The organism is Actinoplanes sichuanensis (assembly GCF_033097365.1).
Taxonomy (GTDB): domain Bacteria; phylum Actinomycetota; class Actinomycetes; order Mycobacteriales; family Micromonosporaceae; genus Actinoplanes; species Actinoplanes sichuanensis.
The window spans coordinates 3,927,998-3,942,939 of sequence record NZ_AP028461.1; the positions used below are offsets into that span (position 1 = coordinate 3,927,998).

Here is a 14,942-nt window from a genome sequence, read left to right on the forward strand (position 1 = left end):
CTCCTTCGTGAGGTGGTTGCCGGGCGAACGTTAAACCGGATACCGGACAGGATCCGCCCGGTTTTCGGGAGAGGATGACGTTCGTGACCCGGCCGACCGCGCGCGTACTCGCTCTGCTCGAGATCCTGCAGACCGGTGGCACGCATCGTGTCGACGACCTGGCCGGGCGGCTCGGCGTCGATGAGCGGACCGTGCGCCGCTATGCCGGGCATCTGGTCGACCTGGAGGTTCCGGTCGAGTCGATCCGCGGGCGCCACGGCGGCTACCGGTTGGCGCCCGGTTTTCGGCTGCCGCCGTTGATGTTCACCGACGACGAGGCGTTGGCGGTTCTGCTGGGGTTGGAGGCCGGTCCGGTCGCGATGCCGGGCGGCGCCGCCGAGGCGGCGGCCGCCAAGATCCGTCGGGTGTTGCCGAGAACGCTTGCGGCCCGCCTCGCCGCACTGTTCGCGTCGACGGAATTCACCGCGGCGGTACGGCCACAGCCGGCCCCGGAGACCGCGGTGTTGTTGCGGCTGGCCGAGGCGACACGTGCACGGCATCCGACCGTGATCGGCTACACCGACCGTTCCGGGCGCAGTACCGAGCGCACCCTGCACCCGTACGGGATCGTCGCCCACTCCGGTCGCTGGTATGTGACGGGGTGGGACTCGGTCTCCGGCGAGTCGCGGACGTTCCGGTTGGACCGGATCCGGTGGATCCGGCGGCTGGACGGCACGTTCCCGGTGCCCGACGGCTTCCGTCCGGCCGACGCGGTGCTGACCGGTCTGGCCGGCACACCGTGGCGGTACGAGGTGGAGGTCGCGGTGCAGGGCTCGGTCGAGGAGGTCCGCCCGCTCCTGCCGGCGGGCCTGGCGACGGTGGACGACGACGAGACCGCGGGTTGGGCCCTGGTCCGGCTCCGCGCCGAGCGACTGGACTGGCTGCCGCCGGTGCTGGCCGGTCTGGCCCGTCCGTTCGTCATCCGTCGGCCCGCCGAGCTGCGCGAGATCGTGCGCGCGTGGGCTGATCGCGTGGCCGGATACGCGAGCGAGGGCGGCCCACCGTGCCGGGGATCGGACCCGCCGGGCAGAGTGGACGCATGAACGAAGGAGACGGCCGGGATCGTGACGCCGCCGGCAGGCCGCGTAACTCGCGCCCGCGTGATGCTCTCGGTCGGCCGTTGCCGCCGGGTGCGCCGGGTGTGCCGACGATGCCCGACGACCTGGATCTGCCGCCCGCCGAGGCGCTGGCTCTGGCGCAGCAGCTGTTGGACGACGGGATGCCGTTTCACGCGCACGAGGTTCTGGAGGCCGCGTGGAAGGCGGCCCCTGATGAGGAGCGGGAGCTGTGGCGTGGGCTGGCCCAGCTCGCGGTGGGTCTCACCCACGCTCGGCGCGGGAACCGGACGGGTGCGGCGCGGCTGCTGTCGCGGGCGGCGGAGCGGATCGGTGGGTACGAGCAGTCCGCCCCACACGGGATCGCCGCGGCCGAGTTGGGTGCCTGGGCCCGCGCGGCGGCCACCGGTTTCGGCGAGCGCGCCGCCGGTGACGAGCCTCCGATGCCGGGGTTGACGGCTATCCGCCGGTGAGGAGTGGCTGGAGCAGGGTGAGCAGCTGACTTCGCTGTGGCGGGGTCAGCCGGTCGAGGTCCGGGATGAGGGCGGCGCGTGCTTCGCCGTACAGCCGCCGGGTCAGGTCTTGGCCGGTCGGGGTCAGCAGGACGTCGACGGCGCGGCCGTCGGTCTGGTTCTTGGCGCGGGCCAGGAGGCCGCGCCGTTCGGCGCGGTCGATGAGGCCGGACATCGTGGATTTGTCGAGGCCGAGGTAGGCGGCCAGGTCGGTGACGCGCAGACGTCGGTCGCGCAGGATGCCGAAGACCCGTAGTTGGGTGAGTGACAGGTCGTTCTCGGCGCCGATGCGGGTCAGTAGGCCGGTCACCTGGAAGGTGCAGCGGACGAGGGCGTCGATGAGTTCGTCCACGGGGTCGTCAGCGGTCATGTTCGCGATCCTAGTTGACATGGTTGGGATTACGAACCATTCTGGAGGCAGGTAGTTGGTAATACAAACAATCTCGCCCTTTGGAGGTCGACCATGCACGCTGCCGTTCTCACCGCGTTCGACGCCCCGCCGGTCTATCGCGAGCACCCCGAGCCGGTCCCGGCCGGCGACGACGAGATGGTGGTGGACGTCCTCGCGGCCGGCCTGCACCACCTCACCCGCGCCAAGGCCAACGGGTCGCACTACAGCAGCACCGGCGCGTTTCCGCTGGTCCCGGGGGCCGACGGGGTGGTCCGCGACCGCGACGGGCGACTGCGGTACGTGGCACTCGACGACACCAACCACGGGACGTTCGCCGAGCGCACCGTCATCGACGTACGCCGCAGTGTGGTCCTACCGGACGGTGTCGACCCGGTCCGGATCGCCGCCGCGATGAATCCGGCGATGTCGTCCTGGGTCGCGCTGCGCCGCCGGATCGCGTTCCCGCCCGGGCAGCGCGTGCTGGTCATCGGCGCGACCGGTAACGCCGGGCGGATGGCGGTGCAGGTGGCGAAGCTGTTCGGCGCCGCGCACGTGATCGCCGCGGGACGCGACGCGACCCGGCTGGCCGAGTTGCCGGAACTCGGCGCCGACCAGACGTGCACCCTCGACCGGCTCGAAACGGCGGCCGACGTCGACGTCGTCCTGGATTACGTGTGGGGTGAGCCGGCGGCGAACGCCATGGTCCCGATGCTCACCGCCCGGGCCGACCGTTCGGTGCCGTTGACCTGGGTTCAGATCGGGTCGATGGGCGGGTCGGTCGCGCCGGTGCCGTCGGTCGCGTTGCGTTCGGCCAAGCTGCAGATCGTCGGCAGCGGCATCGGCTCGGTGCCCGCGCGCGACTTCATCGCCGAGTTGCCGCAACTCGCCGCCGCGGTGACCGAGGGCGCGATCAGCGTACGGGCCGAGGCCGTGCCGCTCGCCGAGATCACCCGGGCATGGACCGCCGAGTCCGACGGCCGGATCGTTCTGGTGCCGTAGGCCGGTCGGCGGGCGGCTACCATCCGGCCGTGAAGAAGTACATCCTGTTCGATAATGACGGCGTGCTGGTGGACACCGAGTCCTGGTACTACCTGGCCAGCGAACGGGCGCTCGCCGACATCGGTTTCGCGGTGGACCGCGATCGGTATCTGCGGGACATGAGCCGGGGGCTCGGTGCCTTCGACCAGGCCGTCGCGGCCGGTGTCGACGAGTCCGCCATCGGCCGGCAGCGCAAGGTCCGGGACGGCTATTACCAGGAGTATCTGCGGACCGAGGCGATCGAGATCGACGGGGTCGTCGAGGCGCTCGCCGCACTGTCGAAGCACGTCCGGATGGCGATCGTGACGACCTCGAAGCGGGCCGACTTCGAGATCATCCACGACGGGCGCCAGATCCGGCGGTTCATGGACTTCGTCCTGGTGCGTGACGACTACCGGCTCGCCAAGCCGCATCCGGAGCCCTATCTGACCGCCCTGCAGCGTTTCGGGGCGGCCAAGGACGAGACGCTCATCGTGGAGGACTCGTCCCGGGGCCTGAAATCGGCGGTGGCGGCGGGCATCGACTGCGCCGTCGTGCACAACGAGTTCACCAGGTCGCACGACTTCACGCAGGCCACCCACCGCATCGGGTCCCTGGCCGAGCTGACCCGCATCGTCCTCACCGCGGGGTGAGCAGCGATCGGAGCGCGGCCAGGACCAGGGTGCGGGTCACCTGGACGGTCTCGGTGAGGGAGACCTTCTCGTGCGCGCTGTGCGCCAGGCGGACGTCGCCCGGCCCGTACTGCAGGGTCGGCACCCCGGCGGCCGAGTAGAGGCGCAGGTCGCTGCCGTACGGTGCGCCCCGATTCGGCAGTCCGGGTCGTCCGGTGACGTCGCGGTGCGCGTCGCGGATCAGGTCCTCCAGGGGGTGTCCGGCGGGCAGGCGGCCGCTGGCGAACTGGCCGCCGGTCCAGGTCACGACCGGTGGGTGGTCGCGCAGCCACGGGTCGGCGGCGGCGGTCTCGGCGATGCAGCGTTCCAGGTCGGCGCGGGCCGCGGCCGGGTCCTCGCCGAGCCGGACGCCGAGCCGGCCTTCGGCGACCAGCAGGTCGGGCACGGTGCTGGCCCAGTCACCGGCGCGGACGATGCCGACGGCCAGCGGATACGGGATCGGGTAGTCGGCCATCAGCGGGTCGATGCCGGTGTTGCGGGCGGCTTCCAGGCGGGTCAGGGCGGCGTGCAGCGGCAGATAGCAGTCGATGGCGCTGACTCCGGCGTATCTGGTGCTGGCGTGGGTGGCCGCTCCGGGCACCTCGATGCGGAAGGTCAGCGCGCCGGCGTTGGCGGTGATGACGGTGCCACCGGTCGGTTCGGTGATGATGCACGCGTCGCCGGTGTGCCCGCGCCGTAGCGTTGCGAAGGCGCCGAGACCGCCGTCCTCCTCACCGACCACGCAGTGCACGGCGATCCGCCCGGGCAGCTTGATGCCGGCGGCCCGGATGGCGGTCAGCGCGGCGAGGTTGGCGACGACTCCGGCTTTCATGTCGCAGGCGCCGCGAGCGTGGATCTCGTCGCCCTCGGTGCGCGGAATGAACTGCGCGGAATCCGCGGGCGGTACCACGTCGACGTGTCCCTGGAGGATGACGGTCGGCCCGTCACCGTCGCCCGCGGTGGTCGCGACCAGGCCCCACGCCTCCTCGCGCGGCGCCTCGGTGCCGGGAAACGCCGGATCGGCGCGCAACGCGGCCAGGTCCATCGACCACAGATCGACGTCGAGACCGAGCCGATCGAGGCGGGCGGCGAGCAGATGTTGCAGTTCGCTCTCGGCCGGGCTGCCGGTCACGCTGGGGACCGCGAGGATCTCCAGCAGATCCCGGCCGACGGCCGGTTCGTCGATGGCCTGCAGGGCGGCCACTTCAGCGTCACTGAGGGTTGCGGTCACGGCCGAGATCCTAAAGGGGTACGGGCCCGCGGCGCTCTGATCGAGCGGTTACCGCGGGCCCGTACCCGTCCGTAGGAGACCTAGGTGAGGGTGATCATCCGGTTCCAGTCCCAGCCGCCCTGGGTGGAGTCCCACACCTGGCGGGCGGCGGCGTTGCCGCCGATGCCGTCGAAGACGAACAGCCTGGTCAGTGAATTGTCGTAGTTGTAGAAGGCGCCGATCTCGGTACGCCCGTCGCCGTTGAAGTCGCCGGTGACGGCTTTGATGCGGTTCCAGTCCCAGGCGCCGGCACCGGAGTCCCAGGACTGTCGGGCACTGGCGGTGGGTCCGGAGGCGTCGAAGACGAACAGCCGGGTCCGTGCGCCGTCGTAGTTGTAGAACGCGCCGATGTCGGCCCGGCCGTCACCGTTGAAGTCGCCGCCGGTGAGTTTGATCCGGTTCCAGTCCCAGTTGCCGGCCCCGGAGTCCCAGGCGAGCCGGGTGAGCGCGCCGGTGCTGACCGAGTCGTAGATCCACAGTTTGGTCTGGGCGCCGGGGTAGTTGTAGAACCCGCCGATCTCGGCGCGGCCGTCGCCGTTGAAGTCCCCGGCCACGTACTTGGCGCGGGTGCCGTCCCAGGCGCCGGCACCGGAGTCCCAGGTCTGGCGGACGACGACACCGGAGGCGATGTCGTCGAAGACGAACAGCCGGGTCTGGGCGCCGTCGTAGTTGTAGAACGCGCCGATCTCGGCGCGGCCGTCGCCGTTGAAGTCGCCGCCGACCGCGCGGATGCGGTTCCAGTCCCAGGAGCCGACACCGGAGTCCCACACCAGACGGCCGGTGACGTTTCCGGTGCCGGTTATGCCGTCGAAGACGAACAGCGCCGTCCGGGAGTTGCCGTAGTTGTAGAACAGGCCCAGGTCCAGGGTGCCGTCACCGGTGAAGTCGCCGCTGACCGGCTTGGTGCGGGCGGCCTCCCAATTGCCGGTGCCGGAGTCCCACGCGACCCGCCCGGTGACGGTGGGCTGCTGCCCGCCGACGCCTTGCAGCTGCCACAGCCGGGTCAGGCCGTTGCCGTAGTCGTAGAGGACCGGCACGGTGCCGGTGGTGAAGCCGGCGTTGTCGGTGCGCAGTCGGATGTTGCGGAACCACACCGGTGAGCCGGCCGGGTCGGCCTGCAGCGCGATCGAACCGGCGGCGAGCAGTAGTGCCGGGTCGGTGACCTGGTAGTCGTTGACCACGGTGCCGTTGAGGCGGACGGTCACCCGGCGACCGGCGACGGTGATCTCGAAGGCGTTCCACGACCCGACCGGGCGCTGCGCGTCCGAGGTCGGCGCGTTGCGGCCGGTGATGGCACCGGTCGCGGTGTCGCCGGTGCCGCCCGGCTTGATCTGCACCTCGATGCCGCGGGCGGTGTCGCCGCCGGCGGTGGCGCCGACGATCACCCCGGCGTCCGAGGTGGCCGAGGTCGCCTTCCAGTCGGCGCGCAGGGTGTACGCGAGGGGCGCGCGGCCGCCGGTGTAGCGCACCAGGCTCGCCCCGCCGTCGGCGCGGAACGTGCAGTTCGACTCGGCCACGGCCGGTGACCACCTGTCGCGGGGTGCGCTGCGCCCGTCGTAGAGGGCGGTGAACCCGCTCTCCACGGTGGTCTGGCACGCGTCGACGGTGTTCTCCCGGATCCAGCCGGCGAGGTCGTCGGTGCGCACGGCCACCGCGGCGTCGCGGGTCTCGGTGACTCCGGCGCAGCCGGTCTGCCACGACTTGGCCTGGATGGCGACCAGTTCCACGGTGTCGCCGGTGGTACGCAGGACCGGTCCGCCGGCGTCGCCCTTGCAGGTACCGGCGCCGCCCGCGCGGGCCAGGGTCAGGGTGCTCGGGTCGACCTCGGCGACCGTGAAACCGCTGGTCCGGACCGCGGTGGCCGGCCAGCCGTCGGCGCCCCGGCCGTACCCGCTGCTCTGGATCGTCCCGGCGACGGCCGGCGCGGTGGCGCCGAGGGTGACCGGGGTGATGTCGGTGACCGGCTGGTCGAGGCGGGCCAGGGTCAGGTCGCGGTCGGCGCGCGGCAGCAGTTCGGTGATGGCGCGTTCGGTGCCGCCGGAGCGCAGCAGGTCGGCCCGTCCGATGATCGCCGTGGCCGGCTGCGGCAGGGTGTCGCCGAGGCAGGCTTTGCTGGTGGCCAGCCATTCGGCGGCGACGAGCACGGCGGTGCAGCCGCGGCCGCCGGCGTCGATCTTCGCGACGTACGGCTGGGCGGCGGCCGGTCCGGCGGGCAGCGGGTCGGTGCCGGCGACACGCAGCTCGACCAGGGTGTGGGTGGCGTTGCCGCCGCCGATCGGTTCGTAGCCGTCCGGCGGGACGGTGACCGTCTCGGTCTCGCCCCGGTAGGTGGCCTTGGCGATGACGGTCCGGTCCGCGCCCTGGACGAGGAACACGTTCGGGACGTCCATGGTGACGAACCCGCGCGGGCCGAGGACCTCGAAGCAGTGGGTCCGCAGGCTCGATCCGGCCAGGCTCTCGACCCGGAAGACGTCGTCCCGGCCGGTGCAGTCGGCGACGTGGCGGATCCGCCCGTCCCCGGTGAGGATCTTGAGACCGTGGTCGGCCAGGATCCGGTCGGCGCCGGGGTAGGCGTAGTCCTCGACCACCGGCTGTGGTTCGTCCGCGGCGTGTGCGGGCGCCCCGGACACGGGTGTCACCGCCGCCACCACGACCACCGATAAAACGGGCACGATACGGCCCCACATCGATCTCATCAGCCCGGAACCCCCGCTCGAAGGCAAGCACCATCAATTGATTGGCATCATACGCACGGGCGCCGAATTGTCGATGCCGGAAATTTGCTCGTGCACCACGAGACGCGACTCTTGGGTTACACTCCGGATCGACGACCACTGATGTCCTGGCGGGGGCTTGATCACATGGATTCGTTGTGGAGACCTGCTGTGCTGGTAGCGACCGCACAGCCACCTGCGGGCCGAGCCGTGCACCGCGCCACCCGCGTGCGGGTCGAACCGGCACCGGACACCCCTCACCGCGAATGATCTGATTCCCGAAAACTGATTCACCCTGCTCGGCGCGCGCCATTCGCGACCGGGCCATGAGTCGTACCGGAAAACGGTCCGTTGCCATTCTGAATGGGGGAGAGAATGCGTTGGCGAACAGGCCGGGGAATACCCGGAGCACTGGCCGTACTCCTGATGATCGGTGGTTTGTCGGTGCCGGCCGCGGCGGCCGCGGCCGACCCGGTGGCGGACCGGTCGCAGATCCTGCAGCAGTTGCTCACCGGCGGTCCGTCGGTCGCCCGGGCCGCCGAGGTGGCGCTGCTCGGCTCCGACGCGGAGGTGGCGGCCTATCTGGCCGAGGGGCGTGCCCGGGCCGAGGAGCAGGACGACCGGGAGCGGGCACAGGCGTTGGCGTCGACCGGCCCGGCCGTGCGGACCGCCGCCGATCGGGCGCTGGCCGGTTCGGCGGCCGACGTGCGGGCGTTCGTGACCGGCGGGTGGGAGACCGCGTGGGCCTCCGACGAACGGCTGCGGGTGGCGCAGACGCTGGCCGTCGCCGGGCCCACCACCCGCACCGCCGCCCAGCAGGCACTCTCCGGCACCGCACAGCAGCAGGCCGAGTTCCTGGCCGTCGGCCGGCACGAGTCCCGGCGCGTCGACGACCGGCTGCTGACGGCGCGGATGCTCGCCGGCGGTTCGCTGAGCAGCGGACCCAACCTGAACACGGCCGCGCAGCAGGCGCTCGCCGGCACACCCGAGGAGCTGCGCGAGTTCATCGCCACCGGCCAGTTCCTGGCCCGGGCCCGCGACCAGGAGCTGACGTCGGTGTCCCGGCTGTCCGACCTGGCCAAGGAGGCCGGCGCCACGGCGGCGCTGGAGACCCAGGCCGCCAGGGACGCCGCCGACCGGGCACTACGCGCCGCCGAGCTGGCCAAACAGGCGGCCGCCCGCGCGGCCGCGGAGACCGCCGCAGCCCGCGATAACGCGCTCGCCGCGAGCGCCGCGGCCGGGCGGGCAGCCGACGCCGCGGCCAAGGCGGCAGCGGCGGCCAAGGAGGCGATCGGCGCCGCGGCCGCGGCCCGCCGGTCCGCCGCGGTGGCCGCCGACGCGGCCCGCCGTGCGGCCGCCGCCGCGGCCCTGACCGGGCAGGCCGCCGAGCGGGCCCGGGTCGCCGCCGGTGCGGCGGCCGGCAACGCGCAGGCCGCCGGAAAGGCGCGCGAGGAGGCCCAGAAGGCCCGCGACGCCGCAGTCGGCGCGCGCCGTTCGGCCGAGGCCGCCGGGCACGCCGCCACCGCCGCCGAGCAGGCCGGACTGTCCGCGCAGGCGGCGGGCCGGGCGATCGGCAACGCGCTGGACGCGGCGGTCGCCGCCGAGGAGGCCGCCGAGCAGGCCGGTGTGTCGTCGGCCGAGGCGCAGCGGGCCCGCAACGCGGCGGCCGCCGCCCGCCGGCAGGCCGCGCAGGCCAACCGGGCGGCGAACGCGGCCCAGCGGTTCGCCCGCGACTCGGCCGCCGCGGCACGCCAGTCGCAGACGTTCGCCAACCGGGCCGCCGACCATGCCGAGGCCGCGGCCCGGGCCGCCGACGAGGCCGCCGCCCACGCCGGTGAGGCCGCCGACGCGGCCGCCGAGGCCACCGAACACGCCGCCCGCGCCGCCGACGCCGCGCAGGTCGCGACGGACGCGGCGACCCAGGCCGCGACCGTCGAACAGCTGGCCCGTGCGGCCGACGAGGAACGACGGACCCTGGCCAAGGAGCAGAACCTGGCGGTCGCCCAGGACGCCAAGGCCGCGGAGGCCGCCCAGCCCTGGGATGTCGCCTGGAACCGGAACCTGGCCTGGGACACCGTCGAGGACGACCGGGTCGACCCGGAGACCCGCCGGCTGCTGACCGAGGCCACCACGGCCGGCGCCCCCGCCGAGGTGGTGATCGACCGGGGACGCCGGGCGGCGCTGCGGCTGATCCGGATCGGTGGATCGTGGACCCGGGAGCAGGCCAAGAGCGCGCTGATCGCCGACGAGGCGGGTGTCCGGCTGTGGCTGGCCGAGGGCCGCGCGTTCGCCGCCGCTCAGGACGACAGGGAACGCCTGGTCCGGGTGGCCGACACGGTGACCGGGGAGGAGAAGACGGCCGCCGAGACCGCGCTGGCCGGCACCGACGCCGAGGTACAGCGGTTCCTGCGCACCCGGGAGTACCCCGGTAAGGAGGCCGCCGACCGGCTCGCGATCACCCAGATGCTGTCCGGTGCCGGGCCGGCGACCACCGCGGCCGCCCGCAAGGCGCTCGGCGGCACCGCCGCCGACCGGCACGAGTTCCTGCGTCGCGGGCAGCACACGGCCCGCGAAGCCGACCAGCGGATCGAGATCGCGCAGAGCCTGGCCGGCGCCGGGCCGGAGCTGAAGGACGCGGCCGAGGTGGCGCTGGCCGGACCGGCCTCCTACGTCAGCTACTTCCTGCAGGCCGGCCGGCACGAGGCGGCCCGCCGCGACGTGGAGCAGACCAGTCACGTGGCGGCCGTGCAGTCGCTGGTCGCCGAGGCGCACCAGGTGGCGGCCACCGCCCGCGCCGACGCCGCCGAAGCGGGCCGGGTGGCGGCGGTGGCCCGGCAGGCCGCGGCCGAGGCGGCCGTCTACGCCGAGCAGGCCGCCCAGTCGGCGGCGCAGGCCGCCGGGTTCGCCGACCAGGCCGCCCAATCCGCGGCGGCGGCGAAACGGTCCGCCGAGCAGGCCGCCCGGTCGGCGGCCGATGCCAAGGCGGCTGCCGCGGCCGCCGACCGCAGCGCCGACGCGGCCGCCGGGTCGGCGGCATCCGCCGCGGCGTCGGCCCAGACCGCGGCGTCCAGTGCCGCGGCCGCCGCCTGGGACGCGACGAACGCGGTGGCGTCGGCGGTCCAGGCCGGACTCGACGCGGGCAAGGCGGCCCAGGCCGGGCTGGAGGCGGCCAAGGCCGAGGCGGCGCTGCGCATGAAGGAGCTGATGGAGAGCCGCGGCAGCGACGAGTACCAGCGTCTGCGCTGTCTGGGGCCGAACATCAGCTCGTACTGCCGGATGGTCCGGGCACAGGCCCTGGACGCCATCAAGAACCCACTCAGGTGCGGCTTCAACCCGCACAGCGAAGGGTGCAAGCTGCTCGGTGAGGTCGGGCAGAAGTTGGAGGAGACCTACCAGGCCGCGGTGATCGTGCTGCAGATCGGGCTGGCCCTGTGCGGCCTGGTTCCAGCCGTCGGTGAGGCGTGCGACCTGCTCGACGGGGCGATCTCGGCGGCCCAGGGCGACTGGGTCGGCGCCGGGCTCAGCGCCACCTCGCTGATCCCCGGGCTGGGGATGGCCTCCGGTGGTGTGAAACTCGTCGACAAGCTGCGTGAACTGAAGCGGCTGTTCGACAAGGTCGGCGCGGCCTGCGGGGGCGGCAACAGCTTCACCCCGGACACGTTGGTGCTGCTCGGTGACGGCGGCACGAAACCGATCCGGGAGATCCGGGTCGGCGACGAGGTGCTCGCCTCCGACCCGGTCCGCGGCGTCACCGAGCCGAAGCCGGTCACCGCACTGATCACCGGCAGCGGCGACAAGGACCTGGTCGACGTGTCGATCGGCGACGGGACCGTGACGGCGACCGCCGCCCACCGGTTCTGGTCGGCCGAGCGCCGTGACTGGGTGGCCGCGAGCCGGCTCGGCAGTGGGCAGTGGTTGCGCGACGGCTCCGGCCGGTGGGTGCAGGTCGCGTCGGCCGAACCCCGCCGCCGGGCCGCGACCGTCCACAACCTCACCGTCGCCGACCTGCACACCTACTACGTGCTGGCCGGACGCACCCCGGTGCTGGTACACAACGACGGGGCCGGGCTGTGCGACGATGCGATCAAGGCGGCGCTCGGCGGTATCGACCGGCTCAACCACGCCTGGCGGCACCTGCAGGAGGCGGGCATCGTGACCGGCAACTGGTCGCAGGCGACCAGCCCGGACAAGTTGCGCGCGATCCTCGGTCCGATCCTGAAGAACCCCGTCAAGCGATTCGTCCCGACGCACACCCAGGGCGACGCGGTGGAGATCATGGTGGGACAGCACAACGGCCGGTGGATCGCCGTACAGGTGTGGACCGCCGGAAACCGGAAGGGAGAGATGGCCACGGCCTACGAACCGACACCCGACCAGCTGCGCAACTGGGGTGTCATACCGTGACCGGCCCGGCCCGCGCCGTCCTCCGGCAGCCGTTCCGCGGTGACCGGCCGGGGGTGACCCTCTACGTGCTCTGCCGGCCGGGCGCGTGGATCGACGGCGACTTCCCGGACCGGCACCTACCGGGGGTCGTCACACCCGGCTCGTTCGTGATGGACGGTCCGGGGTGGGAGATCCGGCTGTGGGATCTCACGTTCGACGAGTTCCCGGACGGCGCGTCCTGGCGGTCCGGGCTCGACGAGATCTACGCCTGGGTGTTCCGGTCCGGTGGGCTGGTGGCCTGGATCGGTGACGGCATCGGGTACGCCGCCCCACCGAACCTGTTCGACGCCACGCAGATGTCGAACACCGTATTCGAGGGCCGCAGCCGCGGCGGTGTACGCGTCGGCGTGCTGGACCTCGACGCGCCGGTCACCTACCTGGATGCGGCCGAGCTGGCCGCGCTGCGGGCGGCGTCCGGCGGGCTCGCCGGCGCCTGAGTCACCGCGAGCGGCAGGCCCTCCCGCCAGGCCTGCCGCTCGATCGGCCGGCCGGTCCGGTTCCTGAGCAGACTCCCCGTCAGATTCCGGCCACCACGACGGTGATCTTCGCGGCCGAACCGCCGGTAACCGGTTCGCGACCGCGACGAACCCGTCCGGGCTGTGCACTCTTGATCGCGAGCCGGGCGCCTCCCCTACGCGCCTGGAACGACCCGAAGGAGGCGCATGACGTGCGTGCTCTCACACGGACGGGCGTGGCGCTGGCCGCGCTGGCCCTCGTCGGCGCAGGCGTCCCGGCGCCCGGACATCGCGGCCTGAGCGACGCCGGCTGGTCCGGCATGTGGCTGTCCGGCACGACCGCGGGCGACACCACGTCCGTGGTGACGACGCTCAAGCAGGTGCGTTCCGCGATCGGCGCGGACACCGGCACCGCCGCCACGCTGACCGGCAAGGGCGTCGGGATCGCCCTGATCGACACCGGGGTCGCCCCGGTCCCCGGGATTCCGGCCGCCCAGGTGGTCAACGGGCCCGACCTCTCGTTCGAATCGCAGAGCCCGAGCCTGCGCTACCTCGACACCTACGGTCACGGCACGCACATGGCCGGCCTCATCATCGGCAACGACACCGCCACCGGCACGAAAGGCATCGCGCCGGGCGCCCGACTCACCTCGATCAAGGTCGGCACCTCCAACGGAGCCGTCGACGTGACACAGATGATCGCCGCGATCGACTGGGTGGTGAAGAACCGCAACCACGACCCGGCGAACCCGATCAAGATCATCAGTCTGTCGTACGGGACCGGCGGCAACCCGGCCGTCTGGGACGACCCGCTGACCCTGGCCGTGCAGCAGGCCTGGAAGGCGGGCATCACCGTGGTCGCGGCCGCTGGCAACCAGGGCAACGGCTACGGCAAGCTCACCCACCCGGCCCAGGGCACGTCGGTGATCGCGGTCGGAGCGGCCGACACCTACGGCACCGCCACCACCGCCGACGACCAACTGTCCGCCTACACCAACCTCGCCTCCAACGGCCGCCCGCTCGACGTACTCGCACCGGGGACGTCGATCCCGTCGCTGCGGGTGCCGGGATCCAACATCGACGTGTCGTTCCCGGCGGCCCGCAACGGCGACACCCTGTTCCGCGGCTCCGGCACCTCCCAGGCGACCGCCGTCACCGCCGCGGCCGCCGCCCTGGTTCTGCAGGCCCGCCCGACCCTGACCCCGTTGCAGCTCAAGTACCTGCTGATCAACGGCACCTACCTGAGTAAGGGCAAAGCCGCGACGCTCGGCGTCAAGGAGATCAACGTGTCGATGGCGCTGGCCGGGGCCGCGGCCGGCGGCGGCGACGCGATCGGCGAGTCGACCGGCGCCGGAATGCTCGACACCACCCGGGGCAGCAGCCGCGTCTCCGCCGACGGGGTGCAGCTCAGCGGCCAGAACACCATCTTCGGCCCGTTCGACGCGGCGACCTGGGCCACCCGGGCCAGGGCACAGACCGCCTGGTCCGGGGGCGTGTGGATGGGCTACCGGATGGCCGGCGACGGCTGGACCGGTACGTCCTACGCGTCCAAGACGTGGGCGTCGGCGACCTGGTCCGGTGGTTCCTGGGGCGGCTCGAAGAACTGGACCGACCCGGCGTGGACCGGGCGGGCCTGGAGCGGCCGGGCGTGGAGCGGCGCCGCGTGGACCGGCCGGTTCTGGTCCAGCGACGACTGGTCATCGTCGCGCTGGGGCTGACGCCCGCAACCCCCGTACCAGCAGCGGGATCATCACCGCCGCCGCGACGAGATGCAGCCCGACCAGGGCCGCGATCGTCGCGGCGGCCGCACCCACCAGAAACGGCGGGACCAGCGAGACGACGGTCAGCGCCACCGCCGTCCACCGGAACCGCTCGGCCGGACGGGCGCTCCATCGCAGCAGCGCAGCCGCGATGACCACCCCGACCAGCGAGAAGAAGCCGGTCACGGTGGCGAAGCCGGGCAACGGGATCGTCTCCCCGCCGGCCGGGACCTCGAAGGTGACCCCGGCGGCCCGCACGACGGCGGCGGCGATCGTGGTGATCACCGTGGCCGCGAGCGCGGCCGGCAGGCCACGACCGACGAAGCCGAGGATGCGATGGGTGGGACGGGTCAGGGTGTCGCTCATGGTGGTGCCTCCACTGTTCGGGTTTCGGGTGATCAGCCGGATCCGCGCGGTGCGCCGACCGGGGTTGCGCAGCGCCCGGACACCGGTTCCGCGCAGCCAGAAACCGGCGTCCCGGTCCAGGACCGGGCCGGGTTCACCGGTCCGCGACTCCAGCTGAACCCGGCCGCGGTCGACGACGGCGAACACGTCGTGCCAGTGCTCGGTGTCCACGGCGACGCGGGCGCCGCCGGGCAGCGTGAGCGTCCGCAC

At 73.0% G+C, this 14,942-nt stretch carries 11 protein-coding genes; 7 read left to right on the forward strand and 4 right to left on the reverse strand.

The window, feature by feature from the left end; all coding sequences use genetic code 11:
* The first annotated feature begins 83 nt into the window (after positions 1–83).
* Complete coding sequence (locus Q0Z83_RS18015; protein WP_317795108.1) at positions 84–1,082, forward strand: helix-turn-helix transcriptional regulator; 999 nt, start codon at positions 84–86, stop codon at positions 1,080–1,082.
* Positions 1,079–1,567, forward strand: a complete 489-nt coding sequence (locus Q0Z83_RS18020) for a DUF309 domain-containing protein (RefSeq protein ID WP_317795109.1) — start codon at positions 1,079–1,081, stop codon at positions 1,565–1,567. Before Q0Z83_RS18015 ends, Q0Z83_RS18020 begins: the two co-directional genes overlap by 4 nt.
* Here Q0Z83_RS18020 and Q0Z83_RS18025 read toward each other — a convergent pair.
* Positions 1,554–1,976 (reverse strand): MarR family winged helix-turn-helix transcriptional regulator, encoded by a 423-nt coding sequence (locus Q0Z83_RS18025; protein WP_317795110.1) that lies wholly within the window; start codon positions 1,974–1,976, stop codon positions 1,554–1,556. The genes Q0Z83_RS18020 and Q0Z83_RS18025 overlap by 14 nt on opposite strands.
* A gap of 93 nt (positions 1,977–2,069) precedes the next feature.
* On the opposite strand from Q0Z83_RS18025, the gene Q0Z83_RS18030 reads away from it, so the two are divergent.
* Together Q0Z83_RS18030 and Q0Z83_RS18035 are read left to right on the forward strand one after the other, a co-directional pair.
* Positions 2,070–2,996, forward strand: coding sequence for a quinone oxidoreductase family protein (locus Q0Z83_RS18030; RefSeq protein ID WP_317795111.1), 927 nt, complete (start codon positions 2,070–2,072; stop codon positions 2,994–2,996).
* 29 nt (positions 2,997–3,025) lie between these two features.
* Complete coding sequence (locus tag Q0Z83_RS18035; RefSeq protein ID WP_317795112.1) at positions 3,026–3,667, forward strand: HAD family hydrolase; 642 nt, start codon at positions 3,026–3,028, stop codon at positions 3,665–3,667.
* On the opposite strand, the gene Q0Z83_RS18040 is transcribed toward Q0Z83_RS18035, so the two are convergent.
* Both Q0Z83_RS18040 and Q0Z83_RS18045 read right to left on the reverse strand, forming a co-directional pair.
* Entirely contained in the window at positions 3,654–4,916 is a 1,263-nt protein-coding gene (locus Q0Z83_RS18040; RefSeq protein WP_317795113.1) for a M20/M25/M40 family metallo-hydrolase, read from the reverse strand. The two genes, Q0Z83_RS18035 and Q0Z83_RS18040, sit on opposite strands and share 14 nt — an antisense overlap.
* Before the next feature lie 80 nt (positions 4,917–4,996).
* Positions 4,997–7,651 (reverse strand): family 16 glycoside hydrolase, encoded by a 2,655-nt coding sequence (locus Q0Z83_RS18045; protein ID WP_317795114.1) that lies wholly within the window; start codon positions 7,649–7,651, stop codon positions 4,997–4,999.
* Between the two features lie 393 nt (positions 7,652–8,044).
* Here Q0Z83_RS18045 and Q0Z83_RS18050 point away from each other — a divergent pair, with 393 nt between their 5' ends.
* From Q0Z83_RS18050 to Q0Z83_RS18060, 3 genes are all read left to right on the forward strand, one after another.
* On the forward strand, positions 8,045–12,073 hold the full coding sequence (locus tag Q0Z83_RS18050) for a polymorphic toxin-type HINT domain-containing protein (protein ID WP_317795115.1): 4,029 nt from the start codon (positions 8,045–8,047) through the stop codon (positions 12,071–12,073).
* On the forward strand, positions 12,070–12,549 hold the full coding sequence (locus Q0Z83_RS18055; protein WP_317795116.1) for a hypothetical protein: 480 nt from the start codon (positions 12,070–12,072) through the stop codon (positions 12,547–12,549). The genes Q0Z83_RS18050 and Q0Z83_RS18055 overlap by 4 nt, the downstream gene beginning before the upstream one ends.
* A gap of 230 nt (positions 12,550–12,779) precedes the next feature.
* Complete coding sequence (locus Q0Z83_RS18060) at positions 12,780–14,285, forward strand: S8 family serine peptidase (RefSeq protein ID WP_317795117.1); 1,506 nt, start codon at positions 12,780–12,782, stop codon at positions 14,283–14,285.
* Here Q0Z83_RS18060 and Q0Z83_RS18065 read toward each other — a convergent pair.
* Entirely contained in the window at positions 14,265–14,942 is a 678-nt protein-coding gene (locus Q0Z83_RS18065) for a DUF6069 family protein (protein ID WP_317795118.1), read from the reverse strand. The genes Q0Z83_RS18060 and Q0Z83_RS18065 overlap by 21 nt on opposite strands.

Bases quoted from the DNA above. Each gene is read 5' to 3' on its own strand.
- Q0Z83_RS18020 (WP_317795109.1), top strand. From the start codon at position 1,079: ATGAACGAAGGAGACGGCCGGGATCGTGACGCCGCCGGCAGGCCGCGT.
- Q0Z83_RS18025 (WP_317795110.1), bottom strand. From the start codon at position 1,976: ATGACCGCTGACGACCCCGTGGACGAACTCATCGACGCCCTCGTCCGC.
- Q0Z83_RS18030 (WP_317795111.1), top strand. From the start codon at position 2,070: ATGCACGCTGCCGTTCTCACCGCGTTCGACGCCCCGCCGGTCTATCGC.
- Q0Z83_RS18045 (WP_317795114.1), bottom strand. From the start codon at position 7,651: ATGAGATCGATGTGGGGCCGTATCGTGCCCGTTTTATCGGTGGTCGTG.
- Q0Z83_RS18050 (WP_317795115.1), top strand. From the start codon at position 8,045: ATGCGTTGGCGAACAGGCCGGGGAATACCCGGAGCACTGGCCGTACTC.